The organism is Novosphingobium sp. (genome assembly GCF_965229225.1).
Lineage (GTDB): Bacteria > Pseudomonadota > Alphaproteobacteria > Sphingomonadales > Sphingomonadaceae > Novosphingobium.
In genome coordinates this window covers 633,351-657,072 of record NZ_OZ245867.1, presented here as the reverse complement: position 1 = coordinate 657,072, position 23,722 = coordinate 633,351, and the positions used below count along the sequence as shown (strand labels likewise).

The 23,722-nt window shown below is 65.0% G+C and carries 17 protein-coding genes; 10 read left to right on the top strand and 7 right to left on the bottom strand.

The window, feature by feature from the left end:
* Positions 1-17: 17 nt before the first annotated feature.
* Both ACO06X_RS02740 and ACO06X_RS02735 read right to left on the bottom strand, forming a co-directional pair.
* The gene (locus ACO06X_RS02740) at positions 18-2,108 is read right to left on the bottom strand and encodes a tetratricopeptide repeat-containing sulfotransferase family protein (protein WP_421838474.1); all 2,091 of its coding nucleotides are present in this window, start codon (positions 2,106-2,108) and stop codon (positions 18-20) included.
* A 122-nt stretch (positions 2,109-2,230) separates the two neighbouring features.
* The gene (locus ACO06X_RS02735) at positions 2,231-4,912 is read right to left on the bottom strand and encodes a TonB-dependent receptor (protein WP_421838473.1); all 2,682 of its coding nucleotides are present in this window, start codon (positions 4,910-4,912) and stop codon (positions 2,231-2,233) included.
* A gap of 558 nt (positions 4,913-5,470) precedes the next feature.
* On the opposite strand from ACO06X_RS02735, the gene ACO06X_RS02730 reads away from it, so the two are divergent.
* The 8 genes from ACO06X_RS02730 to ACO06X_RS02695 are packed head-to-tail and all read left to right on the top strand — an operon-like array spanning position 5,471 to position 15,406.
* On the top strand, positions 5,471-6,682 hold the full coding sequence (locus tag ACO06X_RS02730) for an aromatic ring-hydroxylating oxygenase subunit alpha (protein WP_421838472.1): 1,212 nt from the start codon (positions 5,471-5,473) through the stop codon (positions 6,680-6,682).
* A gap of 13 nt (positions 6,683-6,695) precedes the next feature.
* Positions 6,696-7,937: a cystathionine gamma-synthase family protein gene (locus tag ACO06X_RS02725; RefSeq protein WP_421838471.1), complete on the top strand. Its 1,242-nt coding sequence runs from the start codon at positions 6,696-6,698 to the stop codon at positions 7,935-7,937.
* Positions 7,938-7,941: 4 nt separating this feature from the next.
* Positions 7,942-9,402, top strand: a complete 1,461-nt coding sequence (locus tag ACO06X_RS02720; protein WP_421838470.1) for an NAD(P)/FAD-dependent oxidoreductase — start codon at positions 7,942-7,944, stop codon at positions 9,400-9,402.
* Between the two features lies 1 nt (position 9,403).
* Entirely contained in the window at positions 9,404-10,624 is a 1,221-nt protein-coding gene (locus ACO06X_RS02715) for an NAD(P)/FAD-dependent oxidoreductase (protein WP_421838469.1), read from the top strand.
* The gene (locus ACO06X_RS02710; RefSeq protein ID WP_421838468.1) at positions 10,621-11,880 is read left to right on the top strand and encodes a sarcosine oxidase subunit beta family protein; all 1,260 of its coding nucleotides are present in this window, start codon (positions 10,621-10,623) and stop codon (positions 11,878-11,880) included. The genes ACO06X_RS02715 and ACO06X_RS02710 overlap by 4 nt, the downstream gene beginning before the upstream one ends.
* A 13-nt stretch (positions 11,881-11,893) precedes the next feature.
* Positions 11,894-12,157, top strand: a complete 264-nt coding sequence (locus ACO06X_RS02705) for a sarcosine oxidase subunit delta (RefSeq protein WP_421838467.1) — start codon at positions 11,894-11,896, stop codon at positions 12,155-12,157.
* On the top strand, positions 12,154-14,919 hold the full coding sequence (locus tag ACO06X_RS02700; RefSeq protein ID WP_421838466.1) for a 2Fe-2S iron-sulfur cluster-binding protein: 2,766 nt from the start codon (positions 12,154-12,156) through the stop codon (positions 14,917-14,919). Before ACO06X_RS02705 ends, ACO06X_RS02700 begins: the two co-directional genes overlap by 4 nt.
* Positions 14,912-15,406 (top strand): sarcosine oxidase subunit gamma, encoded by a 495-nt coding sequence (locus ACO06X_RS02695; RefSeq protein ID WP_421838465.1) that lies wholly within the window; start codon positions 14,912-14,914, stop codon positions 15,404-15,406. Before ACO06X_RS02700 ends, ACO06X_RS02695 begins: the two co-directional genes overlap by 8 nt.
* A 113-nt stretch (positions 15,407-15,519) precedes the next feature.
* Here ACO06X_RS02695 and ACO06X_RS02690 read toward each other — a convergent pair whose 3' ends face one another.
* From ACO06X_RS02690 to ACO06X_RS02680, 3 genes are all read right to left on the bottom strand, one after another.
* Positions 15,520-16,884: an FAD-dependent oxidoreductase gene (locus tag ACO06X_RS02690; RefSeq protein WP_421838464.1), complete on the bottom strand. Its 1,365-nt coding sequence runs from the start codon at positions 16,882-16,884 to the stop codon at positions 15,520-15,522.
* Positions 16,885-16,987: 103 nt separating this feature from the next.
* The gene (locus ACO06X_RS02685; protein WP_421838463.1) at positions 16,988-17,386 is read right to left on the bottom strand and encodes a PilZ domain-containing protein; all 399 of its coding nucleotides are present in this window, start codon (positions 17,384-17,386) and stop codon (positions 16,988-16,990) included.
* Between the two features lie 190 nt (positions 17,387-17,576).
* Positions 17,577-18,275, bottom strand: coding sequence for a pirin family protein (locus ACO06X_RS02680; RefSeq protein ID WP_421838462.1), 699 nt, complete (start codon positions 18,273-18,275; stop codon positions 17,577-17,579).
* A 129-nt stretch (positions 18,276-18,404) separates the two neighbouring features.
* Between ACO06X_RS02680 and ACO06X_RS02675 the strand changes: the two genes are divergently transcribed.
* Positions 18,405-19,334, top strand: coding sequence for a LysR family transcriptional regulator (locus ACO06X_RS02675; protein ID WP_298173505.1), 930 nt, complete (start codon positions 18,405-18,407; stop codon positions 19,332-19,334).
* 3 nt (positions 19,335-19,337) lie between these two features.
* On the opposite strand, the gene ACO06X_RS02670 is transcribed toward ACO06X_RS02675, so the two are convergent.
* Positions 19,338-20,531: an acyl-CoA dehydrogenase family protein gene (locus ACO06X_RS02670; protein WP_421838461.1), complete on the bottom strand. Its 1,194-nt coding sequence runs from the start codon at positions 20,529-20,531 to the stop codon at positions 19,338-19,340.
* A 148-nt stretch (positions 20,532-20,679) separates the two neighbouring features.
* On the opposite strand from ACO06X_RS02670, the gene ACO06X_RS02665 reads away from it, so the two are divergent.
* Positions 20,680-21,951, top strand: coding sequence for an HD-GYP domain-containing protein (locus ACO06X_RS02665; RefSeq protein ID WP_421838460.1), 1,272 nt, complete (start codon positions 20,680-20,682; stop codon positions 21,949-21,951).
* On the opposite strand, the gene ACO06X_RS02660 is transcribed toward ACO06X_RS02665, so the two are convergent.
* A complete protein-coding gene (locus ACO06X_RS02660; RefSeq protein ID WP_421838459.1) occupies positions 21,927-23,567 on the bottom strand; it encodes an FAD-dependent protein in 1,641 nt (546 codons plus the stop codon). The two genes, ACO06X_RS02665 and ACO06X_RS02660, sit on opposite strands and share 25 nt — an antisense overlap.
* Between the last annotated feature and the right edge of the window lie 155 nt (positions 23,568-23,722).

Sequence of the window (23,722 nt, the reverse complement as noted above, 5' to 3'; positions counted from 1 at the left end):
GGCTTGTCCTGTCCCGATTAGGCTTGTTGTTGATCGTCGTGGCGCGGCTTTGGCGCCAGCTCTGGCCCGAGTGCCTCGCGGAGCGGCTCAAGCCAGGGCTCGAACTTCTTCCATTGATCGAGCCCGTCACGGAAGATGGGCTGGCGCACCTGTTCCGAGCTCGGCGTGCGGACCGAGCGCTTGGTCTTGTGGAATTCGACGCAGGCATCTTCGAAGGGGAGGCCGCAGTAATCGAGGATGCGCCGCACGCTGCCTTCAAGGTCTTCGACCACGTCTTCGTGCTGCACGCGCAGGACCCGGCCTGGCAGCACCGCATCCCAGTGGTCCATCAGCTCGAGATAGGTCTTGTAGTAGCGGGCGATGTCCTCGATCCCGTAGGTGAATTCCTGCCCTTGTGCGAACAGCTGCTTGAGGTTGCTGAAGCAGCACGACATCGCATCGCGGCGTGCATCGATGATCTTGGCGTTCGGCAGGATCAGGTGGATCAGGCCCACGTGCCGGAAATTGTTCGGCATCTTGTCGATGAAGAAGGGCCGGCCGAGGATGCGATTGGGCATCGTGTCGGCGATATACTGCTCGCCGAATCGGCGCACCGCGTCAGCATCCAGATCGAGCAGCGATCCGGGATAGAGCGGCTTGTCGAAGTTGAGTTCGCGGCCCTGCAATTCGTGCACGATCCGCTGGATATCGGGCAGTTCCTGCGTGCCTTCGACCATCGAGTGCGAGGCGAGGATCTGTTCAAGCAAGGTCGAACCCGAACGCGGCAGGCCGAGCACGAAGATGGGGGAGGGATCGTCCAGCCCCCAACCCTCGCGCGCGGTGAAGAAAGCGGGTGTACACACACGCTTCTGCTCGCGCGTGTTGGTCTCGAACACTTCGGGGAGATAGCCATTGCCCGCGCGGTGCATGGCATTGCCGCGCGCGTAGGCAGCCCACGAGGCCTCGTAGTCCCCGGCATCCTCCAGCGCCTTACCCAGCGCGAAGGCGATGTGGATGCGGTCGACATCCGCCGTCGCCGGATCATCGAGCCGCGCCTGCATCACTGCGATGGATTCGGCGGAGAACCGGTAGGTCTTGAGGTTGGCGAGGCTCCACCACGCATCGCCGAAATCAGGCCGGTCGGCGGTCGCGGCCATATAGGCATCGATGGCTTCGGCCGTGCGGGCTTCGGTCTTGAGCGCATGGCCGAGCCACAGGTTGAGATCGGCGCGGCGGACGCGGGTTTCGAGCGTCTCGCCCGAAATCTCGCTGATCATCGCGCGATATTCGGGGATCACGCTTTCGAAATCGCCAAGCCCGACCCGGATCGTCGCGGCCTGGATGCGGTGCGCGTGCCCGCGTGGATCGCGCTTCAGCAGCGGCTCCAGCGCCTCGCGCGCCTGCGGGAACTTGTGCCGGGCGATCAGCACCTGCACGTATTCGTGCCGCGCCTCGTCATGGTCTGGCACCATGGCGAGGACGCCCTCGTAAAGCGCCTCGGCATCATCGAGCACATTGCGCCGGTGGCCGATCTGGCCCAGCAGGCGCATGGCTTCGGGGTGGTTGCCCGCCTCCATCAAGAACCGCCGGATCAGCGTTTCAGCGACATCGATCTCCCCGTCGCCAAACAGCACCTTGGCCTGGACGATTGGTGGCGGGAGGCTGGCGAGATGGGCAAAGTGCCGTGCGGCAAGCCCAGCGCTGCGCGTGTCCCCGGTCATCCGGTAGAGCCCGTCGAGCATGCGCCAGCCCATCGCCAGAGCCGGATTGGCGGTGACTGCAGTGCGCAGATCGAAGATTGCCGCTGGCGCATCGCGCCGGGCGACATGGCAGAGCCCGCGTTCAAGGTATAACTGGCTGAAATTGGGGTGATGCGCCGCGAGCCGATCAAGCGCGGCAAGCGCCGCATCGGTCTGCTGCATCATGCGCAGCGAATGCGCCTCGATCAGCAGGAGATCGCGATTGTCCGGCGCGGACGCAAGGAGGCGCTTTGCTCCGCTTGCCGCTGCCGCATAGTCACCCTTGGCCTGAAGCGCATGAAGCGCCCTCAGTTCTGACTCCGGCGGAGCCGCAGTAGACGGGGCAGGGTGGGTATTCTCAGAATGGGTCAGGTCAGCTTGCGTGGCCATCTACGCACTTTCCTGTCGGCCATCGCCGCGCGTGTCCATCAAACTCGCCCATCCAGTTTCGTGTGCCGCCAGAAGCAAGGGGTGGCGCTTGCCACGCCACCCCTCCCTTCATCAGCCTTCGATCACAGCTTGGTTGCGATCTTGATGCCGTAGGTCAGCGGACGCACGATCGTCGACGTCTTGATGTACTGCGACGAGTTGGTGAACGTCGAAGCATGGCTGTTGAACAGGTTGTCACCGAAGATCGTCACCGTCCAGTTGTCACGCGTGAAGCCGATCTGCGCATCGGTCAGCGCATAGCCCGGCATCTTGTAGCGCAGCACGGTCGTGGCCGGAACGATGATCCCGTTCGGGCTCAGGCCGTTGCCGTTGCCCGGGACGTTACCGTCAGGATAGGTCGAAGGCTGGTTGTACTGCGTGCTGATGTAATTCACGCCTGCACCAACAAACCAGTCCATGCCGCCCTTGCCCGACCATTCGTAGCGGGCGCGGATGTTGCCCTGGAACTTGGGGCTGAACGGCGTGATGCTGCCGACGTTGCCGAACGGGCTCTGCACCGGCTTGACCTGACCGCCCACGAACACCTGCGTGATGCACTGGCCGAAGCTCGACACACCGGGGTTGTTGGCGATGAAGCAAGGCGCGTTGGCCTGCTTGCTTTCGTTGTAGGTCGCCGAACCGTTGATGGTCAGACCTTCCATCGGACGCGCGAAGATCTGCGCCTCAAGACCCTTGATGTGATAGGTCGGGCCGTTCGTTGCGAAGGCGGTGTTGCCGAAGCCTGCGGCGGGGTTGAAGAACCCGATCTGGATGTTCTTCCACTCCATGTAGTAACCCGACAGGTTGAAGGTCATCTTGCCGTCAAACAGATCGGTCTTCAGGCCGGTTTCCCAGTTGATCAGGTTATCCGGCGAATAGGCGGCCGGAACGAGAAGCTGGGGTGCGTGCGGTGCGATCGGATCGCGCACACGGGCCGAAGGACCGCGGTTGAATGCGCCCGGACGGAAGCCTTCGCTGTAGGTGAAGTACAGCATCGTGCCCTGCTGCGGCTTCCAGGTGATCGTGCCCTTGCTGCGGAAGCCCTTGTACGTCGACTTGAGGCCGAGCGCATCGAGGTTCGAACCCGTGGTGCAGACAGCAACCTGGTAGCACCCGCCGTTGAACGACGAGTAGACCGAGCCCTTCTGGAAGTTGTCGTAGTAGTAGTAGCGGGTGCCGGCGGTGATCGTCAGATTGTCGGTGATATCGAAATCGATCGAGCCGAACGCTGCATACTGCTTGTAGCCGCGGGTGATGTCCTGACCGAACGAAACGCCGGGTGCGCGGGGACCGGGCACGTTGAGCGTTGCATTCGGGTTGGGTGCGACCTGGCCAAGGCAGACCGGGTTCACCGCAGGCGATTCACCATCGGATGTCGCCTTAACAAAGTCGAGACCGCAGTTCGGAATGGTCGTGTAGGACCAGTCCATGTTGTCCTGGATCTTGAAGTTCTCGTAGTACCCACCGACGATCGCATGCAACCGGCTGCTGTCATACGAAAGGCGCACTTCGTGGCTCTCGTGGGTGTTGCGGACCTTGTCGTTCCAGCGGCTGTTCGGCTCGTAGCAATAGGGCGCCGCGCCGACGTTCCAGTAGTAGTTTGCACCGCCGGTGCACTGGTAGAAGATGCCGTAGGTCGCACGGGCGTAGTTGGTGTAGTCACCCTGCTGCGAGATGTGACGCTTGAGATAGGCGCCGGTGTAGATCACCTTGATGTTGTCGCCGATCTTGCCGTTCAGCGTCCAGGCCGTGTTCCAGTAGTCGTCCTTGTTGTACTGGGGCGAGAACAGCGTGGCCGAGAGGCCCGTCAGCGGCTGGTAGTCGTAGGTGTAGGTCTGCACCGCGAAGGTGCCCTTCGATTCCAGCTTCTGGTAGGCCTGCGTGACGAGCAGGTCCCAATCCGGCGCGATCTGCCAAGCAAGCGCCAGACGGCCACCGGTATAGTCGACCGGGTTGAAGTTGTCTTCGACCAGCGCGGCGTTGCTGTACTTGCCCTGGCGGCTCTGCTGGTCAGGCGTCAGCTGGTTGCCGTTGCCCTGATAGGCGAGGTAGTACGAGCCAAGGTCGCTCGGCAGACGGGTGAAGGTCGAGAGCTTGTTGTCGATGTAGCCGCCGCGGTGGTCGGTGTAGGCAACCGCGCGGATCGCCAGCTTGTCCTCGACGATCGGAAGGTTGATCATCGCGTTGAACGAGCCGTTGGTCGTGCCGCCGGCGGTGCCGCCGAAGCTGCCTTCGAAGCGGCCCTCGAACTTGCTCAGCTTGGGCTTGTTGGTGATGTAGCGAACCACACCGGCCTGCGCGCCGCCACCAAAGAGCGTGCCCTGCGGGCCTTCGAGCACTTCGACGCGCTCCATGTCCGCCAGATAGACGTCGGCGTTGCGCGCCGGGAACTGCATCGACTGGTCATCGAGATACAGCGCCACGTTGGGGAAGCCGCCGATGGTCGCCGAGGACTGCTGACCGGCGAAACCGGCCGAAAGGCCGCGCAGGAAGATCGCGCCCTGGCCCGGACCGTTGTTAGAGAAGGTGACGTTCGGCGTGTACTTGAGCAGACCTTCGATCGAGGTGACGTTGAGCTTGCTCAGCGTATCGGTGCTGAACGCCTGCAAGGTCAGCGGCACGTCCTGGATCGACTGGTCACGGCGCTGCGCCGTAACGATGATCACATCGCTGCTGGCGGCGGCGTCTGCCTGCGGTTCAGCATTCTGCGCGAGCGCGAAATCGCCCGAGCCCAGCGCGACGGCCGCGGCTGCGCACGACAACATAAACCGAGATTTCATTGATACCCCCATCGTTTCCATTCCCTGTCGGCACAAAGCCGCATCCCGTCAAAGCACAGCAGGCCGAACAAAAGCGGAGACAGTCGTCAGGAGATAGCCGAAAGGGGGCAAGGGCATTGTGTCTGCCGCTTCAATCCGGATCGACCATTCTGGTCCGATCCCCCTCATGCTGGCAATTCCCTGATTTTACTCCCCGTTTTGGCTCACGCTTTACCGCGTTTGGGCAAGCCTAGGTCAAAGCAGGGCCTAAATCCACCCCCAGATTGCGGCGTCCCAACGTCGCGGGGGATTGTGGCTTTTTGGTCCTCCTCGCCGCGCGTGACTGGGTATACTGCCGCAAATTATTGATATAACAGAAATTTAATCCAGATTGGACGAATCTGGAACCATCCGCAAAGGGCCCGGCAACGCATCAGGCGGCCATGGCCCATGCCATTTTGTCAATTTTCCATGGCGGCATAAGGAAATCCGATTGGCTGCATTCGCGCGGTTGGTCCACCCGGTACCTCATCCGTACCTCGCGACTTCGGGAAACTTCACGTAATGATCGACCTCAGCCGGATCGGCTCGCTTCTGGCCCAGCGGCCGGAAGGGCACTGCCTACCCCAGGCGCTCTATAACGAGCCTGAAGTCTTCGACTTCGACATGACCGCCATCTACGGCACCAGCTGGCTCATGGCCGGCTTCGAGTGCGAGCTGCCCAAGGCGGGCAGCTATATTTCGCAGATGGTCGGCAAGTGGCCGGTGCTGATCGTCAAGGGCCGCGACGGCGAGATCCGCGCGTTCCACAACACCTGCCGCCATCGCGGTTCGATCCTCTGTGCGGCGGGCAGCGGATCTGCGCCCAAGATCGTGTGCCCTTATCACCGCTGGACTTATGAACTGGATGGCTCACTGCTTTCGGCAATGCGGATGGAAGATGGGTTCGACAAGGCCGCCCACAGCCTGCGCCCGATCCAGCTTGAGCGCGTCGCCGGCTGCCTCTTCATCTGCTTCGACGACAACCCGCCGCCGTTCAACGAATTCGCGCTGCGGCTCGAAGAATACCTCGCGCCGCATGATCTTCGCAATGCCAAGCTCGCGTTCTCGAGCACGATCACCGAGTACGCCAACTGGAAGCTCGTGATGGAGAACGGGCGCGAGTGCTACCACTGCGCCACCGGCCATCCGGAGCTGGCGCGAACCTTCCCGGTCGGTCTCAAGCGGCACTTCGATGTCGATGGCGATACCCGGCTCGCCAGCTTCCACGAGCAGATGGCGGCTGTGGGCCTCACCACCGAAGCGATCGAGGGCGACTGGTGGCAGCTCGCCCGCTTTGCGCTCAACCCGGAGGTCGTCTCGCTCTCGATGGACGGCAAGCACCTCGTCAAGAAGCTGATGTGCGAGCTCAACGGCGGCGACATCGGCTCGATGCGCCTTGCCATCGATCCGCACTGCTTCACCCATTCGACCGCCGACCACACCTTCATGTTCAGCGCGATGCCGGTTGGGCCGCATGAAACCGCGGTGACCGGCAAGTGGCTTGTCCACAAGGATGCGGTCGAAGGCGTGGACTACTCGGTCGATGAACTTGCCGACCTGTGGACGCGCACCAACCTGCAGGACAAGGAACTTGCGGAGAACAACCAGCTCGGTGTGAACAGCCCCGGCTATATGCCCGGACCCTATTCGCAAGAGGCCGAGATGCTCGCGTTGCGCTTTACGGACTGGTACTGCGCCACCGCCCGCAAGTATGTCGAGACGCATGGTAGCTGATTCTTCCAGGGGCTTGAGGCCCGAAACGCTCGCTGTCGCTTTCGGCTATGATCCGGCCGAGGCGCTTGGCGCGGTCAAGCCGCCGGTCTACCTCACCTCGACCTTCATCTATCCCAGCGCCCAGCACGCCAAAGATGTCCACGAGGCGTTCTTTGATGGCACCGGGCCGTTGGCGGGCAAGAAGGGTGAGGGGCATATCTACTCGCGCCTCGGCCATCCGGGGCTCGACATTCTGGAATCGCGCCTCGCCGCCATTGATGGCGCGGAAGCTGCCGCTGCGTTCTCCTCGGGCATGGCCGCGCATTCCTCGATCGCGCTCACCTTCGTGAAGCCTGGGGACAGCGTGCTCCATGGCCGCCCGATCTATGGCGGGGTGGACATGCTCTATGGCTCGGTCATGCCGGGCTTTGGCACGCACGTTGAAACCTATACCGACGGCTGCGATCCCGATGCCGTGCGCGCCGCCGCTCGCGCCGCGCTCGCCAAGGGGCCGCTGGCGCTGATCGTGGCGGAAACCCCGGCGAACCCGACCGCCGCGATCGTCGATCTCGATCTCATGGTCGCGGTGGCGGACGAGATCGGCCGCGAAACCGGTCGCCGCCCGCTCGTGGTGGTGGACAACACGTTGCTCGGACCCTTCGCGCAGCGCCCGATCGAACAGGGCGTCGATCTCAACTTGACCTCGCTCACCAAGTACTGTGCCGGGCACAGCGATCTGCTGGCAGGCGGGGTGAGCGGCAAGCTTGAGCTGATCCAACAGCTGCGCACCCTGCGCACAACCTGGGGCAATCACCTCGATCCGTTTACCGCGTGGCTCGTGGTGCGCAGCCTCGAATCCGCTTCGGTGCGGATCGAGCGAGCGATGTCGAACGCGCAAAAGGTCGCCGAATTCCTGCGCGATCATCCCAAGGTGGCTGGCGTCACTTACCTCGGCTTCCTTGCCGAGGGCACTCCGGCGCGCGCCGTCTATGATCGCCAGTGCAAGGGCGCGGGTTCCACGTTCTCGTTCCATCTCCATGGCGGCGAGGCGGAATCGTTCCGCATGCTGGATGCGCTCAGGCTGCTCAAACTCGCGGTCAGTCTTGGCGGATCGGAAACGCTGATCTGCCATTCGGCGACCACCACACACTATGCCGTCTCGCGCGAGGGGCGGCTTGCGGGCGGCATCACCGACGGAACCATGCGCCTGTCCGTCGGGCTCGAACATGCCGACGATATCATCGCGGATCTCTCCCAGGCGCTCGAGGCTGTCTAGAACCATGCACGTCAACAATGGAACCGATCCCCACGCGATCGGCACCAAGCTTCCTGCGCCCGAGGCGCGCTACGACATGGTCGTGGTTGGCGCCGGACCCTCCGGGCTTGCCGCCGCCATCGCCGGGGCAGGTGAGGGCAAGTCGGTCCTCCTCGTCGACGAGAACCCCATCCCCGGCGCGGCAATGGGCAACGATGTGCCGCTACTGTTCGGCGGCCGCATGACCGCGGCGACGCAGAACGCCGAGCGCATGCTCGAAACCGTGTTCATGAGCGAGCCGATGCTCGAAGCCGCCATGGAAGCTGGCGTCGAAGTTCTTCTCGGCACCAGTGCGTGGGGCGTTTATCGCAACGGCCCCGGCATTACCGGCCTTCCGGAAAACGTCGTCGCGCTGGCCGACAAGGACCGCGGCTGGATCGTCGGCTACGGCGAACTCGTCCTCGCCACTGGTGCGCGCGATCTTGCCATCGGTTTTCCGGGCTGGAACCAGCCGGGCGTGATGGGCGCCGCCGCGCTTGAGCGTCTGCTCACCCGCTACGAAGCCTTCGCGGGCAAACGCGTGCTGATCGTTGGCAGCCACGATCTCGCACTGAACACCGCGCTCCTCGCCCGCGAGAAAGGCGTCGATGTCGCGGGTGTGGTCGAAGTACGCAACGCGCCGCAAGGCGATGCCGTGCTGGCAGAAGCCGTCCGCGCCGCGCAGATCCCGTTCTATCTCGAAGACGCCCCAGCCGAAGCCATCGGCGGCATCGACGGGGTGGAGCGTGTTCGCCTACGCTCGGGCGCGGAGATCGCGGTCGATACCGTGGTCCTCGCCATCGGCCTCGTCCCCTCGATCGAGCTGATCGATGCGATGGGCGGAAAGCGCGTGCTCGATGGCGCGCGCGGCGGCTATATCCCGGGCGAGAACGCGGGCGTCACTTGCGTTGGCGATTGTGCCGGGCTTGCCGATACCGGCTTCGACCATGTCGAATACCGCATGGAATGGGCGCGCGAGCTCGGCAAGCTCTCCGCGCCGGACACCATCGTGTGCCAGTGCGAGGAAGTGACCCGCGCCGATCTGCTCGGCGTGCAGCCCCCGCGCTATCTGGAGCGCCCGGCGCCGATGGCTGCGCGTTCGCTCGATACACTGATCAAGGATGGCCCGCCCAACCCTGACCAGATCAAGCGCCTCACCCGCGCAGGCATGGGCGTGTGTCAGGGCCGCCGCTGCCGTGATCAGGTGGCGATGATGCTGGCGATGGCCGCGAACGGCCCGTTCGGCACGGTCCCGCTCGCCACGCACCGCGCGCCCGTCCGCCCACTGCCCTTGCGCATTCTGGCCGATTGGGAAGAGAGCGAAGACATGCGCGCCGGGTGGGACGTCTGGTTCGGCATCCCGACGCAATGGGTGCCCTACCGGGATATCGACACGCCGCGTGAGCGTGAGCACCAGCAAGCCATCGCCGAAGGGTGGAGCCTCTAAAATGTCTTACGTCGGTATGCCCACCCCCAGCGAAACGCCGCAGGAAACCATGGCGAAGATCGCCGGCACCGCGGCGAAGATGAAAGTCGTCATTGTCGGCGGCGGCGTCTCCGGTCTCAGCGCAGGCTGGTGGCTCGCGCGTTCGGGTGCTGAGGTTACGGTGCTCGACAAGGGCATAGTCGGCTGGGAAGCCTCGGGCCGCAATGGCGGCGGCGCCTCGCACTACCAGAGCCCGCTGTTCGAGGAAGAGCAGCGCATGTGGCCGCACATGGACGAACTGCTCGGCTACCCGACCGAGCACCAGCAGGAACGCCTCGTCATCGCGATCAGCCCCAAGCAGCTGAATCAATATCATTACCTCGCCAAGATGAACAACGACATGGGCTACCGTGTCGATCTGCTGACTGGCAATCAGGTGCGTGCGATGGTGCCGCTGGCGGGCGACAATTGCCTTGGCGGCATGCACTACCGCTTTGGCGGCCACGCCAATCCGCAACGTTCGGTACAGGCCTATGCCTGGGCGCTGCAGGATCTGGGCGGGCGCATCGTCCAGCACAGCCCCGTGACAGGGTTCGAGACCGAGGGCGGCAAGGTCATCGCGGTCCATTCCACCAGCGGCCGGCACGAATGCGATGCCGTGGTTGTCGCCGCGGGCCCACAGATTCAGGCGCTAATGGCCAAGCTTGGGGTCGAGGTTCCGCTCGCCGCCGCGCGCGCCGAAATGATCGTCACCGAACCCGCGCCGATGATGCCCATCGGCGGCGTCGACGGCAACGGCCTCTATGGCCGCCAGACCCTGCGCGGCAATCTCGCCTATGGCGGCGGCCCGCATGAATGGCTCGAAACGTTCGAGGCCGGTCCGCCCGCACGTCCCTCCTCGCCGCTCACGCGCAACCTTGCGCGGCGCGTGGCGGAACTGTTCCCCAAGGCTGCGCATCTCAACGTGATCCGCTCCTGGGCGGGCATTGTCGAGAACACGCCCGATGGCCGTCCGATCATCGACCGCATGAAGGATCCCGAGAACGTCACCGTCGTCACCATGTCGGGCGTCGGCTTCGGTCTCTCGCCCGCCTCGGGCCATGCTGTGCGCGATCTGGTGGTCGATGGGCAGTGCAGCTTCACCGATGTCGCCAAGCTGAGCCTCTCGCGCTTCGACGGCATCGGCGCAGACTGGCGCGAGCAGCGCGGCTGGCAGCCTGCGAGAGCCGAAATCGCCGCATGAAGACGCCCTATTCCGCCTTCAGCCTGCTGCGCGGTGCGTTCAACGGGCAAAAGCACTGGGAACCGGCGTGGCGCGATCCGGAGCCGCGCGCGAGCTATGATGTGATCATCATCGGCGGCGGCGGGCACGGGCTTGCCACCGCCTATTACCTCGCCAAAGTCCACGGCATCCGCAATGTCGCGGTGCTGGAAAAGAGCTGGATCGGCGGCGGCAATGTCGGGCGCAACACCACGCTGGTGCGCTCCAACTACCGTCTGCCGCAACTCCACAACTTCTTCGAGTTCGGGCTCAAGCTGTGGCACAATCTCAGCGACGATCTCAATTACAACGTCATGTTCAGCCCGCGCGGCGCGATGTTCCTCGGCCACAACGATGGCGACATGATCAAGCTCGCCGAACGCGGCGATGCCATGCGCTGCGACGGGATCGACGCCGAACTCCTGAGCCCCAAGCAGATCGCCAAGATCGAGCCGCTGCTGGACCTTTCCCGCAATGCTCGCTTCCCCATCGACGGCGCGCTCATCCAGTGGCGCGCTGGCACCGCGCGGCACGATGCCGTCGCCTGGGGCTATGCCCGCGCCGCCGATGCGCTGGGCGTTGATATCATTCAGAAGTGCGAAGTGACCGGCTTCGTGCGCGATGGCAACAAGATCACCGGCGTCGAGACCACGCGCGGCCGCATCCTCGCGGGCCGCACCGGCATCTGCGTCGCGGGCCACAGCGGCCATGTCGCGGGGCTTGCGGGCCTCAAGCTGCCGATTGAATCGCAGACCCTGCAGGCGCTCGTTACCGAAGGCGTCAAGCCGATGGTCCAGTCCGTCGTTATGTCGCAGTCGCTCCACTTCTATATCAGCCAGTCCGACAAGGGCGGCATCGTCATGGGCGGTGATCCGGACAACTGGCCGAGTTATGCCCGCCGCGGCCAGCCGACGATCAAGGAACATGCCATCGCGCAGGCGGTGACCTGCATGCCCGCGCTCTCACGCCTCAGGATGCTGCGCACCTGGTCGGGTGTGACGGACATGAGCTTTGACGGCGCGCCGATCATCGGGACAACGCCGATCGACGGCCTCTACCTCAACGCGGGTTGGTGCTACGGCGGCTTCAAGGCGACGCCCGCCTCGGGCTGGACTTATGCCCACACGCTCGCCACCGGCAAGCCGCACGCGCTCAACGCACCCTTCAGCCTCGAACGCTTCATGACCGGGGCAACCATCGACGAAACTGCGGTCGGCCCCATGCCGAACCATCGCTGAGACAGGCTGCAAGATGTACCAGATCACCTGTCCCCACTGCGGCCCGCGTGCTCAGACCGAGTTTACTTACGAGCGCACGACCGATTCCGTCGTCGATCCCGCCGCCGATGCGCACACCGCGATGCAGGCGCTCTACACGCGCGCCAATCCGATGGGCCTCGACGATGAAATCTGGCGCCACACTTATGGCTGCCGCGCCTGGATGGTGCTCACTCGCCACCGCGTCACCCATGTGATCGAAGCGGTGAAGGCCATCGGTCCGGAGGCGTTGGCATGAGCGGCCCCGCACGCACCAAGACCGGCGAAGAAACGATCCCGTTCACCTTCGACGGCACGACCTACCACGCGCGCCCGGGCGATACGCTCGCCGCCGCGCTGCTGGCGAACGGCGTCGGCCTCGTCGCGCGCAGCTTCAAGTATCACCGCCCGCGCGGGATCATGTCCGCCGGGATCGAGGAGCCCAATGCGCTTGTCACGGTGGGGAAGGGTGGCCGCACCGAACCCAATACCCGCGCAACCGATGTGTTCGTCTATCCAGGCATGGTCGCCATGAGCCAGAACCGCTGGCCCAGCCTCTCGTTCGACGTTGCGTCGATCTTTGGCCTCGCCGCGCCTGCACTCGGCGCCGGGTTCTACTACAAGACCTTCTTCGGCCCAGCGAAGCATTGGATGCGCTACGAGGGCTTCATCCGCCGCGCCGCCGGCCTCGGCAATGCGCCGACCGAGCCCGATCCGGACAACTTCTCCCAGCGCGCCGGCTTCTGCGATGTGCTCGTCGTCGGCTCCGGTCCCGCCGGCCTCAAGGCCGCGCTCGAAGCTGCAGAGGCTGGCAGCCGGGTCATGCTGGTCGAGCAGGATGTTGCCCCCGGCGGCTCGCTGCTGCGCGATCCCGATCCGGCCATCGATGCTGCCGCGATGGTCGAGCGGATCAAGGCTCTGGGCGGTGAGGTCCTCCTGCGCACCACGGCTTCGGGCTACTGGGACCACAACTTCCTCACGCTCACCCAGAGGCTTGTCGAACCCGGCGAAGTGCCGGCGCACGGCTTCGCCCAGCGGCTGTGGCATGTGCGGGCAGGGCGGGTGGTGCTCGCCACCGGCCTGATCGAACGCCCGGTGCCCTTTGCCAACAACGACCATCCCGGCGTCATGCTTTCGCAGGCCGTGCGCAGTTATGTGCGCCGCTGGGGGGTGCTTCCGGGCAAGCGTGTTGTTGTCGCCACCAATAACGATGATGCCTATCTCACGGCGCAGGCCCTTGTCGAAGCAGGCGCAGAAGTCGTTACCCTGCTCGATGCCCGCGCTTCTGGCCCCGCTGCACCTGCTGGCGTAAGCGTCCATTACGATGCGCGGCCCGCCAGCGTCACCGGCCGCAAGCACGCGCTGCGCAAGGTCACGGCCGTGATCGGTGGTAGCGAGCAGAGCTTCGATGCTGACCTGATCGCCGTCTCCGGCGGCTTCGTGCCCGTGTCGCACCTTCACATGCAGGCGGGCGGCAAGCTTGTCTGGAACGAGGGGGCACAGGCCTTCATCCCAGGTGAAACGCCGCAAGTGTGCGAAACCGTGGGCCGCGCCCTGTCGCCGCCCACAGCGCCCGCCGTGGCGCCTGCGGGCAAGGCCAAGAAGAGCTTCGTCGATTTCCAGAACGATGTCAGCCTCGCCGATATCGATCTCGCCTGGCAGGAAGGCTACCGCTCGGTCGAGCACCTGAAGCGCTACACCACGCTGGGCATGGCGACCGATCAGGGCAAGACCAGCAATATGGTCGCACTCTCGCGCCTTGCCGAAAAGCAGGGCGTGACCGTCCCGCAGGCCGGCCTCACCACCTTTCGCCCGCCGTTCACGCCCGTCACCATGGGCCTTCTGGCAGGCGCCGGCGCACGCAATGCGGGGGCACACGTGCGCCGGATACCCTTGCATGCGCTGCACGAAGCGCACGATCCGATCTGGCAGCCGCTGGGCTACTGGTTCCGCCCGCGCGCCTACCCGGTGGATGGCGAAAACCTGGCGCAGGCAGCCCTGCGCGAGGCACGCACCGTGCGCACCGTGGCAGGCCTCAGCGATGTCTCCACGCTCGGCAAGTTCGAAGTCAGCGGCCCTGACGCGGCAAAGCTTCTTGAACTCGTCTGCGCGACCAACGTCGGCAAGCTCGCTGTCGGGCGCGGGCGCTACACCTTCATGCTGCGCGAAGACGGCTTCGTGTTCGATGACGGCACCGTCTGGCGCCTCTCGGAAAACCGCTACTTGCTGACGAGTTCGACCGGCGGGGCAGACCGCATGGCCGGGCACCTCTCCTATGTGCGCCAAGTGCTGCGCCCTGATCTCAAGTGTTCGGTCGTCAATGTGCAGGAGCACTACGCCGGCATCGCGCTGGCTGGCCCCCGTGCGCGCGCCATTCTCGCTGCGCTCATCGGCGCAGAACCGCCGCGCCACATGGGCTATGCCCCCGGCGTGCTGGCGGGCGTTCCAGTCCATGTCCTTGCCGCCAGCTACAGCGGTGAGCGCGCCTTCGAGATCCATGTCGAGGCGAGCCATGCCGCCGCCGTCTGGAAAGCCATCGAGGCCGCGACCCGCGCCGAGGGCGGCGTGCCCTATGGCCTCGAAGCGATGGAACTGCTGCGGATCGAGAAGGGCCACGTGGTCGTCGGCGGAGAAGTCGATGGCCGGTCTACCCCGCAGGATCTCGGCCTTGGCGGCATGCTCAACAAGGCGGGCGGTTTTATCGGTGCGGCGGGCCTCACGCGCCCAGCCCTCGGTGCGCCGAACCGCAATAACCTTGTCGGCCTCGTCAGCCTTGATGGTCCGATCCCCGAGGGCGGTATGCTGATCCAGCGCGCGGGCCAATCGCCGCAGGGTCATGTAACCGCCGCGGCCCGCCGCATTCTGGAGGGCGGAGCCATCGCGCTCGCGCTGCTTGAAGGCGGGCATGGACGCCACGGTGAGGAGCTTGTCGTGACATCGCCGACGCGCGGTGAAAAGGCGCGGGTGCGCGTGACTTCGCCACACTTCTATGATCCCGCCGGAGAGCGCTATCGTGACTGATCCCACTTCGATCACAGAGCTCCCCGCCGCGCCGCTCCATGCGCTGGAGATTTGGGCAAATCCTCAGGCGGTCGCTACGCGCGTGCAGAAGGCGCTCGGTTTCGCGCTGCCCGTCATGGGCCGCAGCGCGGCCAATGCCTCCATCACGCTGATGCGCTTCGAACCGACGGTGTGGTTGGCCGAGGGCGATGTCTCGGTGCTGGCCGATACGCTGGGGGATGACGGCGCCCTTACCGGCATCGGCGGCGGCGTCGTGCGCTTCCGCATTGCTGGCCCAGGTTGGCGCGAGCTTCTTCTGGAAGGCGGAGTGTTCGATACCAGCGCTGCCGCTTTACCGGTGGGCGCCACCGCTGCCACGGTCATCGACCATGTCGGCGTGCGGCTCCATGTGGAGAGTGATGACGCCTGCGTGGTCTATGTTCCGTCGAGCTTTGCGCAGAGCCTCCACCACTTCTGGGACGAAGCGTTGCCGCTGATCGGCGCGTAAAAAGCTGCGTTTGTTCGCTCTGGATCCCCGCCTGCGCGAGGATGACGAGTGGTTTTTGTCTTCGTCATCCCCGCGCAGGCGGGGGTCCAGAGCGGCTCGGCAATACCCTCCGATCAATGAATCCGCGCGCCCTGCCGCCTGAGCTCCGCCTGCACCGCGCCAATATCCAGCGCATCGAAATCTCGTCCGGTCTTCACCGAAATCGCTGCCGCCACGCCCGCGCCTTGCCCGGAAACCGCGCAGCACATCATGTTGCGCACGGCGGCGTGGCTCACCTTGTCCCCGCCGATCACGCGGCCCGCAACCAGCAGGTTCGTAACCCCCTTGGGCACCAGCGAGCGATAGGGCACGTGGAAATAGCGCCCCGTTGTCGGCAGGATCAGCAGGCCGTAGCCATCGATGAATTCGGGGAAGATGCCGATGGAATCGTCAAAGCGTCCTTCGCCGCGCACATCATCGCCGGTCATGTTGTAGGCCGCGTCGATCTTGCGCGTGTCGCGCACGCCCAGCGTCATGCCGAAGTTGCGCAGCTTGGCCCCCTCGCACCCCGGCATGAAGCCGCGCAGCGCGGCAATGGCATGCATCGCATCGCGGCGGCCGTGCATTTCGCCGCGCGTCAGGCTGTCCGGGTCGGTGCCATCCAGATAGTGGTGAACGAGGTTGAGGTAAGTGAGGTCCCCCTGATCCGAGACCGTGCCCCAGGTGCCCGCGATCGTCGCAAGGTTGGGCGGCAGCAGGCCGGCGGCGAGCGCCTGCCGGAAGGGCTTGCGCAGGAAAGGCGAGAACATTGCGTCCTCCTTGCCGCTGGTGGTGATGTCCCACTCGCCGCCGCCGGACCAGTCGCCATAGGTCTGCGGATCGGCCTTCACCGCCTCGATGAAGCGCGCCTTGTTGACCCCGCTCATCGAGAACATGACCGAGACTGACATCATCTCGTCGACCGGATGCTTTATGGTCGGCGCGCCGCCGCGAAAGGCAAGGTCGGCGTCCCCGGTCGCATCGATGACCCGCTGCGCGAGGATCGCCTCGCGCCCAGCCTTGCTTTCCACGATCACGCCCCGGATCACGTCGCCTTCCATGATCGGTGCGACCACCAGCCGGTGGAGCATCGGGATCACGCCCGCTTCCTCCACCAGCACGTCCGCAACATGCTTGAAGGCTTCGGCATCGAGCGCGTGGCTGATCGATTGCGGTTCGGGCAGCGCTGCATCCATTGCCACCGCGCGGTCTTCGAACTCGCGGCCGATGCCTTCGCTGTCGATGGTTTCGGGGTGGCGATACCAGGCGAAGCCTTCGACGCCGACTTGTGTGATGTTCCCGCCGAAGCAGCCATAGCGTTCGACCAGCGTGGTCTTCACCCCCGCACGCGCCGAGGCGAGCGCGGCGGCGAGGCCACCTGGCCCCGATCCTACGACCAGCACGTCGGTCTCATGGATCACGTCGATCCGGCGGGCGGGTTCTTCGATCTGTCTGGTCATCGCCGCGCAGCATGGCGCACGCACGGGGGCCGTCAACCGGCGCGGGGGTAGCCGCCTGCCATTAAGCAAGTCTGATGTAGAGGTTCAGCCTGGGTGATGGCGATCAAACGCGGCGAATGCGTGAAGGATCGGTCATCGGGGTGATCACGCGATGGCGGTTCTCGACCTTCCATTCGCCCGAGACCTGCGCGACATGCGCCTGCCGCTGCAGCGCACGGCCCAGCGCTTCGAGATCGAGCGGTGCGTCGAGCTGCATGCCGAAGGTGTGGCCGCCAAACCACCGGACGATACCGTTCACTTCCTGCTCGCCGGGCAGCACCACCAGCACGCGTTCGCCGCGCACTGGCGCAGGGCCGCGGGCACTGGCGCCGAGCCCGGTGGCCGAGACATTGCGGATCACGATATCCTGCACTTCGCCATCGCGATGCACCAGACGCGCGCGGATGATGCGGGGCTGGCGCTGCTCGCGCACAACCTGGTCAGTCGGTGGAATGGGAGCCATGAAGGACATCTACCGCACCATCACCTTGAACGAGCCACTCGGCGCCGATCCTGCGCCTTCATGCCATAATGGACCAAAAGCGGTAAACGATCCGTTATGGATGGTCTTTCATTGATGCGATTCGAGCGATAATTCTGAACAAGCGGCTTGCGGGGAGCCCGGATGGGGTCCGAAACTCCCCGCTTGCACGTCAGGCCGCGTCGACCATCACGATTTCGCTGTCTTCCAGTGCGGTCAGCGTCAGCACGTCAAGGTCGCGAATCGCCGCGCCGTCGCGGGCATTCACGGTCACGTCCGCGATTTTCACCGCGCCGGTCGCCGGTACAAGGTAGGCCTTGCGGTCGCTTCCGAGCGGGTAGCTCGCGGTTTCGCCAGCCTTCAGCGTCAGGCCGAGCACGCGGGCGTCGGTGCGGATCGGCAGGGCATCGCCGTCGCCTTCATAGCCCGAGGCCAGCGTTACGAACTGCCCGGCGCGTTCACCCTTGGGGAAGGGTCGTGCGCCCCAACCGGGGGCCTCGCCGCTGCGGGTGGGCATGATCCAGATCTGGAAGATGCGGGTCGTCACATCCTCCATGTTGTATTCCGAATGGCGAATGCCGGTGCCCGCGCTCATCACCTGCACATCGCCCGCTTCGGTCCGGCCCTTGTTGCCCAGGCTGTCCTCATGGGTGATCGCGCCTTCGCGCACGTAAGTGATGATTTCCATGTCCCGATGCGGGTGGGGCGGGAAGCCGGTGCGGGGCGCGATGGTATCGTCGTTCCACACACGCAGGTTGCCCCAGTGCATCCGCGCCGGATCATGGTATCCTGCAAACGAGAAGTGGTGCTTGGCATCAAGCCAGCCGTGGTTCTCACCGCCAAGGCTGGCGAAGGGGCGCAGTTCGATCATGGTCTTGTCTCCTGTCCGGCGCCGCCTGCCGGGAAGGGGAGGGGCGCTTTCGTTGGAGCCGATATAGCGCTTGCCTGCTTTCCTGATCAGTGGGATAAATTGAACTGATTTGTTCTATGGAGCCGAACGATGGCCAATCCCGGCACCCCTACGCTCGATCAGCTGCGCATCTTCCTGACGATCGTCGATACCGGCAGCTTCGCCGGCGCTGCACGCAATCTGGGCCGTGCGGTTTCGGTGATCAGCTACGGCGTGGCCAATCTCGAAGCCCAGCTCGGTGTCTCGCTATTCGACCGCGAAGGGACCCGCAAGCCGCAGCTCACCATGGCCGGCCGCGCGCTGCTGGCCGAGGCCCGAGCCATTGCGCAAGGGGTCGACGGCCTGCGCGCCAAGGTCAAGGGCCTGCTCGACGGGTTGGAGGCCGAAGTCGATCTTGCGGTCGATGTCATGGTCCCGCCCGAGCGGCTGGCCGCTGTCTTGCGCGGGTTTGCTGCCGAGTTCCCGACCGTGCAGCTCAGGCTCCATGTCGAGGCGCTCGGCGCGATCAGTGCAATGGTCCTGGCCGGAACTGCCACCATCGGCGTCTCTGGCCCGCTGGCGACCGAAGTTCCCGAAATTGATGGGAAGGTCGCGGGTGCCACGTTGCTCGTCCCTGTCGCTGCGCCCGACCATCCGCTGGGCCGCATGACCGAAATCCTCCCCGGCGCGGGGCGAGACTATATCCAGCTCGTGCTTTCGGACCGTTCCGGCACGACGGCAGGCCGCGATTTTGGCGTCGTCAGCCCCAAGACCTGGCGGCTGGCCGATTTGGGCGCCAAGCACGCGCTGCTGCGCGAAGGGATCGGCTGGGGCAATATGCCGCTGCCGATGATCGAGGGCGATCTGGCGGCGGGCACGCTGGTCCGCCTCGCCATGCCCGATCATCCGGGCGGCGCTTATCGCTTCACCGCGATCTGGCGGCGAGACACCCCTCCTGGACCCGCCGCGCGCTGGCTGCTGGATCAGTTCGTGGCGCTGGGCGTGCCGGATGCCGAAGCCTGCAACACGCCGGACGTTTAGGAGTCAGCTGACGCCTGCCGCAAAGTCCTTCAGCATCTGCTTGGCGATCACCAGCTGCATGATCTGCGTGGTGCCTTCGTAGATGCGATAGATGCGCGCATCGCGGAAGAAGCGTTCTGCCTCATATTCGGCGAGATAGCCCGCGCCGCCGTGGATTTGCACGCAGCGGTCTGCCACGCGCCCGCACATTTCGGAGGCAAACATCTTGAACGCGGCGGCTTCCATCAGGATCTTCTGCCCCGCGTCTGCCTTGGCGATGGCATCGCGCATCATGCACTGCGCGGCGTAGATTTCGGCCTGGCTGTCCGCCAGCATGGCCTGGATCAGCTGGAACTGCGCGATCGGCTCACCAAAGGCCTTGCGTTCATTGGCATAGCGGATCGCGGTATCGAGGAAGCGCCGCGCCTGCGCGGTCGCGGCGGCCCCCACCGAAAGCCGCCCGTTGTCGAGGCTCTGCATGGCTGTGGCAAAGCCCTTGCCTTCCTCGCCGCCAAGTAGCGCTTCACCGGGGACGTAGACATCCTCGAGGATGAGATCGCCGATATGGCTGCCCTGTTGGCCCATCTTTCTGTCGGACTTGCCGCGCGTGATACCCGCCGTATCGAGCGGCACGAGAAACGCGGAAACATGGGCGTTGCGCGGCAGGTTCTCCTTGCTCGTGCGCGCCATGATCAGCCCCACTTTGGCGTAGGGCGCATTGGTGATGTAGCGCTTGGTGCCGTTGAGCACATAACCGTTGCCCGAACGCACCGCCATGGTCGCAAGGCCTGCTGAATCCGAACCCGAACCGGGTTCTGTCAGCCCGAATGCAGCAATTTCGCCCGCCGCCAGCCTTGGCAACCATTCGGCCTTCTGCTCCGCCGTGCCGGCATTCTTGATCGCCGAACAGACCATGCCGATGTTGATCGAGATGATCGAGCGGAACGCCGGCATGGCATAACTGATCGCGTGGATCGTCTCGATATACTGGCTGATGTTCATGCCTGCGCCGCCGTATTCCTCGGGCATCGTCAGGCCGAACAGGCCCATCTCGCGCATTTCGGCCAGAAGGTCATCGGGGATCGCATCGCCCGCGATGACCTGCGCCTCGGCCGGGATCAGCCGCTCGCGCACATAGCGCTGCAATTGCTCCAGGAACTGGGCGAAGACCTCCGCGTCCATTCCGGGATTCTGGGTCGCGCCATGCGCACTGCTCATCTGGCCATCCTCGTCATTCTGCTTGTCTTTCCAACGCTAGCCAAGAATTCGCGGCGGGGGAATTGCCCTTTGCACGCACCGACCAGGGTTATTGCGTAGCTGCACAGTCAGCCGCTTTCAGCCACACCGGTGGCATGAACATCAGACCATGCTGAAACGCGTCGAAATCTCCGAGCTCCGGCTCGGTATGTTCATCCAGAAGCTGGAGGGGAGCTGGTTCAAGCATCCCTTCTGGAAGAGCAAGTTCTTGCTCGAAGAGATGTGGATGCTCGAAGTGCTGCAGGGAAGCGCGGTTGAAGCTGTGATCATCGATACCGAGCGCGGGCTGAACAATGTGCCCGAGCGCGAGGTGGCCACGGCGGGCGCTGCCCCGCTGCCCTCGCGCGGCATGCCGCTGGCGCCGCTGCGCCCCACGGCCAACAAGTTTGCGGCCGCCCGCGTTGCCACCGCGAAGGAATTCGGCACCGCGCGCAAGATCGCTGAGCGCCATTCCAAGCTGGTCAGCCGCGTGTTCATCGAAGCGCGCCTCGGCCGCGGGATCAGCGCACGCACGGTCGATCCGCTGATCGACGATATCTACGCCTCGGTGCAGCGCAATCTCTATGCCTTCAACGGCCTTCTGCGCTGCCGCGAGGATAGCGAGGAAACCTATCGCCACGCGCTCGCCACCAGCGCGCTGATGATCGCGCTGGCCCGCCAGATGAACCTCTCCGTCTCCGAAACACGCGATGCGGGCATGGCCGGCCTGCTCATGGATATCGGAGCCAATCAGGAAACCGGTGGCCCGCCGCACCCGGAGGATGTCTGGGCCGGTGGCACCACCGATCTCGAAACTGATGCGCATTGCCAGCATGTGCTGGCAGGCCATGCCTTGCTGAAAGCGGCGGGTGACATTCCCGATACGGTGCTCAAGGTCTGCCTGCGCCACCACGAGCGGCTCGATGGCAGCGGCTATCCGCACCGCCTTGCCGGAAACGACATCGACCAGCTATCGCGCATGGCAGCGATCTGTGACACCTACGATCTGCTCGTCGCGGGCAAACAAGGTTGCCTCGGGCTCGATCCGGCCGAGGCGATCCGCCATATGGGCGAGCATTGCGAGGGCCTCGATCCCGTGATCATGGTCGATTTTATCGAGATGGTCGGCATCTATCCGATCGGCGCCTTCGTCGAGCTGCGCTCGGGCCGCCTGGCCATGGTGGTCGATGAAGACCCCACCGAACGCGCGCTGCCAACGGTCTACACCTTCTGGTCAAAGCCGCTCGACAAGAAGGTGAAGGGCGAAGCGATCGTCCTCTCGCAGTGCTACGGCGCGGACGAGATCGTCGGCATTGCGCAGCTCGGCGGGCTCGATGTGCCCCCGCTTGGCGCGCTGCGGGAGTCGCTGCTCAGCGCCTATGCGCGTGCAGCAGGCGCCTGACCCAGAAGTTCGAGCGCCAGCGCCTCGGCGACCCGAATGCCGTCCACCGCTGCTGAAAGAATGCCCCCCGCATAGCCCGCGCCTTCGCCCGCCGGGTAAAGGCCAGGGGTGTTGAGGCTCTGGAGATCGGCCCCCCGCGTGATCCTGACGGGTGATGAGGTGCGCGTTTCCACCCCCGTCAGCACCACGTCGGGATGGTCGTAACCCGGCATCTGACGGCCGAACACCGGCAGCGCCTCGCGCATCGCGGCAATCGCGAAATCGGGGAGGCACTGCGCAAGGTCGGTCGGCGTGACCCCCGGCTGGTACGACGGGGTGATCGAGCCGAAACTGGTCGAAGGCCGCCCGGCAAGGAAATCGCCCAGTTTCTGCCCCGGCGCGCAGTAGTTGCTGCCACCTGCCACATAGGCGAGCTCCTCCCACTTGCGCTGGAACGCCACGCCCGCGAGCGGCCCGCCGGGATAGTCACGCTCGGGATTGATATCGACGACGAGGCCGGAATTGGCGTTGAACTCGGCGCGCGAATACTGGCTCATGCCATTGGTCACCACGCGGCCCGGTTCGGAAGCTGCTGCCACCACGCGCCCGCCCGGACACATGCAGAAGCTGTAGACCGAGCGGCCGTTGCTCGCCTGATGCGCCAGCGAATAGGCCGCCGGGCCCAGGATCGGATGCCCCGCGCCCGGCCCATACCGCGCCACGTCAACCAGTCGCTGCGGGTGCTCGATGCGCACGCCCACCGCAAAGGGCTTGGCTTCGATATGCACGCCCGCGCTGTGCAGCACGGCAAAGGTGTCGCGTGCGGAATGGCCCACCGCCATGATCACCCGCCGCGCGGGCAGCACTTCGCCGGTAGAGAGGACAAGGCCTTCCAGCTGCCGTTCGCCGCGCTCGTCCTTGCCGATCACGAAATCCTCGACCCGCGTCTCGAAGCGGTATTCGCCGCCCAGCGCCTCGATCGTCTCGCGGATCGACATGACCATCGTGACAAGCCGGAAGGTGCCGACATGCGGGTGCGCTTCGGTCAGGATTTCCGGCGGGGCGCCCGCCTTGACGAACTCGGTCAGCACCTTGCGGCCGAGATGGCGCGGGTCCTTGATCCGGCTATAGAGCTTGCCGTCCGAAAACGTGCCCGCGCCGCCTTCGCCGAACTGGACGTTCGATTCCGGCGTCAGCTCGCTGCGCCGCCACAGCCCCCAGGTGTCCTTGGTCCGCGCGCGCACCGCTTTGCCGCGCTCGATGATGATCGGCTTCAGCCCCATCTGCGCAAGGATCAGCGCGGCGAGCAGGCCGCAGGGGCCTGCACCGATGACGACCGGGCGCGGGCCTTGCCAGCCCGCCGGAGCCATCACCGGAAAGCGGTAGGCGGTATCGGGGGTAGGGCGGACTTGCACGTCACCCGCATGGCGCGCGAGCACAGCGGCTTCGTCGGTCACACTCGCGTCGATCGCATAGACCAGCTTGATCGCCGACTTGCGACGCGCATCGTTGCCACGCTTCGCCACGGTGTAGCGCAGCAAGGCGGCAGGCTCGATCTCCAGCCGCTCGGCAATCGCGGCTTCGAGATCGGCAGTCGTGTGATCGAGGGGCAGCTTGAGTTCGGTAAGGCGAAGCATTCCCGTCCCCTACTCACTGCGGGGGCGGCTTGAAAGCAGTCGATTCGCGAAATCCGCGAAAGAGCGGATTTCGAGGCGGCACCAGCCCGCTCCCCCGCCCGGCCACCCATTCAGGTTACTCTCGTGGGTGGCCGGGCGGGGGGAGCGGGCTGGTG

Bases quoted from the DNA above. Each gene is read 5' to 3' on its own strand.
- ACO06X_RS02740 (WP_421838474.1), bottom strand. From the start codon at position 2,108: ATGGCCACGCAAGCTGACCTGACCCATTCTGAGAATACCCACCCTGCC.
- ACO06X_RS02735 (WP_421838473.1), bottom strand. From the start codon at position 4,912: ATGTTGTCGTGCGCAGCCGCGGCCGTCGCGCTGGGCTCGGGCGATTTC.
- ACO06X_RS02730 (WP_421838472.1), top strand. From the start codon at position 5,471: ATGATCGACCTCAGCCGGATCGGCTCGCTTCTGGCCCAGCGGCCGGAA.
- ACO06X_RS02720 (WP_421838470.1), top strand. From the start codon at position 7,942: ATGCACGTCAACAATGGAACCGATCCCCACGCGATCGGCACCAAGCTT.
- ACO06X_RS02715 (WP_421838469.1), top strand. From the start codon at position 9,404: ATGTCTTACGTCGGTATGCCCACCCCCAGCGAAACGCCGCAGGAAACC.
- ACO06X_RS02710 (WP_421838468.1), top strand. From the start codon at position 10,621: ATGAAGACGCCCTATTCCGCCTTCAGCCTGCTGCGCGGTGCGTTCAAC.
- ACO06X_RS02705 (WP_421838467.1), top strand. From the start codon at position 11,894: ATGTACCAGATCACCTGTCCCCACTGCGGCCCGCGTGCTCAGACCGAG.
- ACO06X_RS02700 (WP_421838466.1), top strand. From the start codon at position 12,154: ATGAGCGGCCCCGCACGCACCAAGACCGGCGAAGAAACGATCCCGTTC.
- ACO06X_RS02690 (WP_421838464.1), bottom strand. From the start codon at position 16,884: ATGACCAGACAGATCGAAGAACCCGCCCGCCGGATCGACGTGATCCAT.
- ACO06X_RS02685 (WP_421838463.1), bottom strand. From the start codon at position 17,386: ATGGCTCCCATTCCACCGACTGACCAGGTTGTGCGCGAGCAGCGCCAG.
- ACO06X_RS02680 (WP_421838462.1), bottom strand. From the start codon at position 18,275: ATGATCGAACTGCGCCCCTTCGCCAGCCTTGGCGGTGAGAACCACGGC.
- ACO06X_RS02675 (WP_298173505.1), top strand. From the start codon at position 18,405: ATGGCCAATCCCGGCACCCCTACGCTCGATCAGCTGCGCATCTTCCTG.
- ACO06X_RS02670 (WP_421838461.1), bottom strand. From the start codon at position 20,531: ATGAGCAGTGCGCATGGCGCGACCCAGAATCCCGGAATGGACGCGGAG.
- ACO06X_RS02665 (WP_421838460.1), top strand. From the start codon at position 20,680: ATGCTGAAACGCGTCGAAATCTCCGAGCTCCGGCTCGGTATGTTCATC.
- ACO06X_RS02660 (WP_421838459.1), bottom strand. From the start codon at position 23,567: ATGCTTCGCCTTACCGAACTCAAGCTGCCCCTCGATCACACGACTGCC.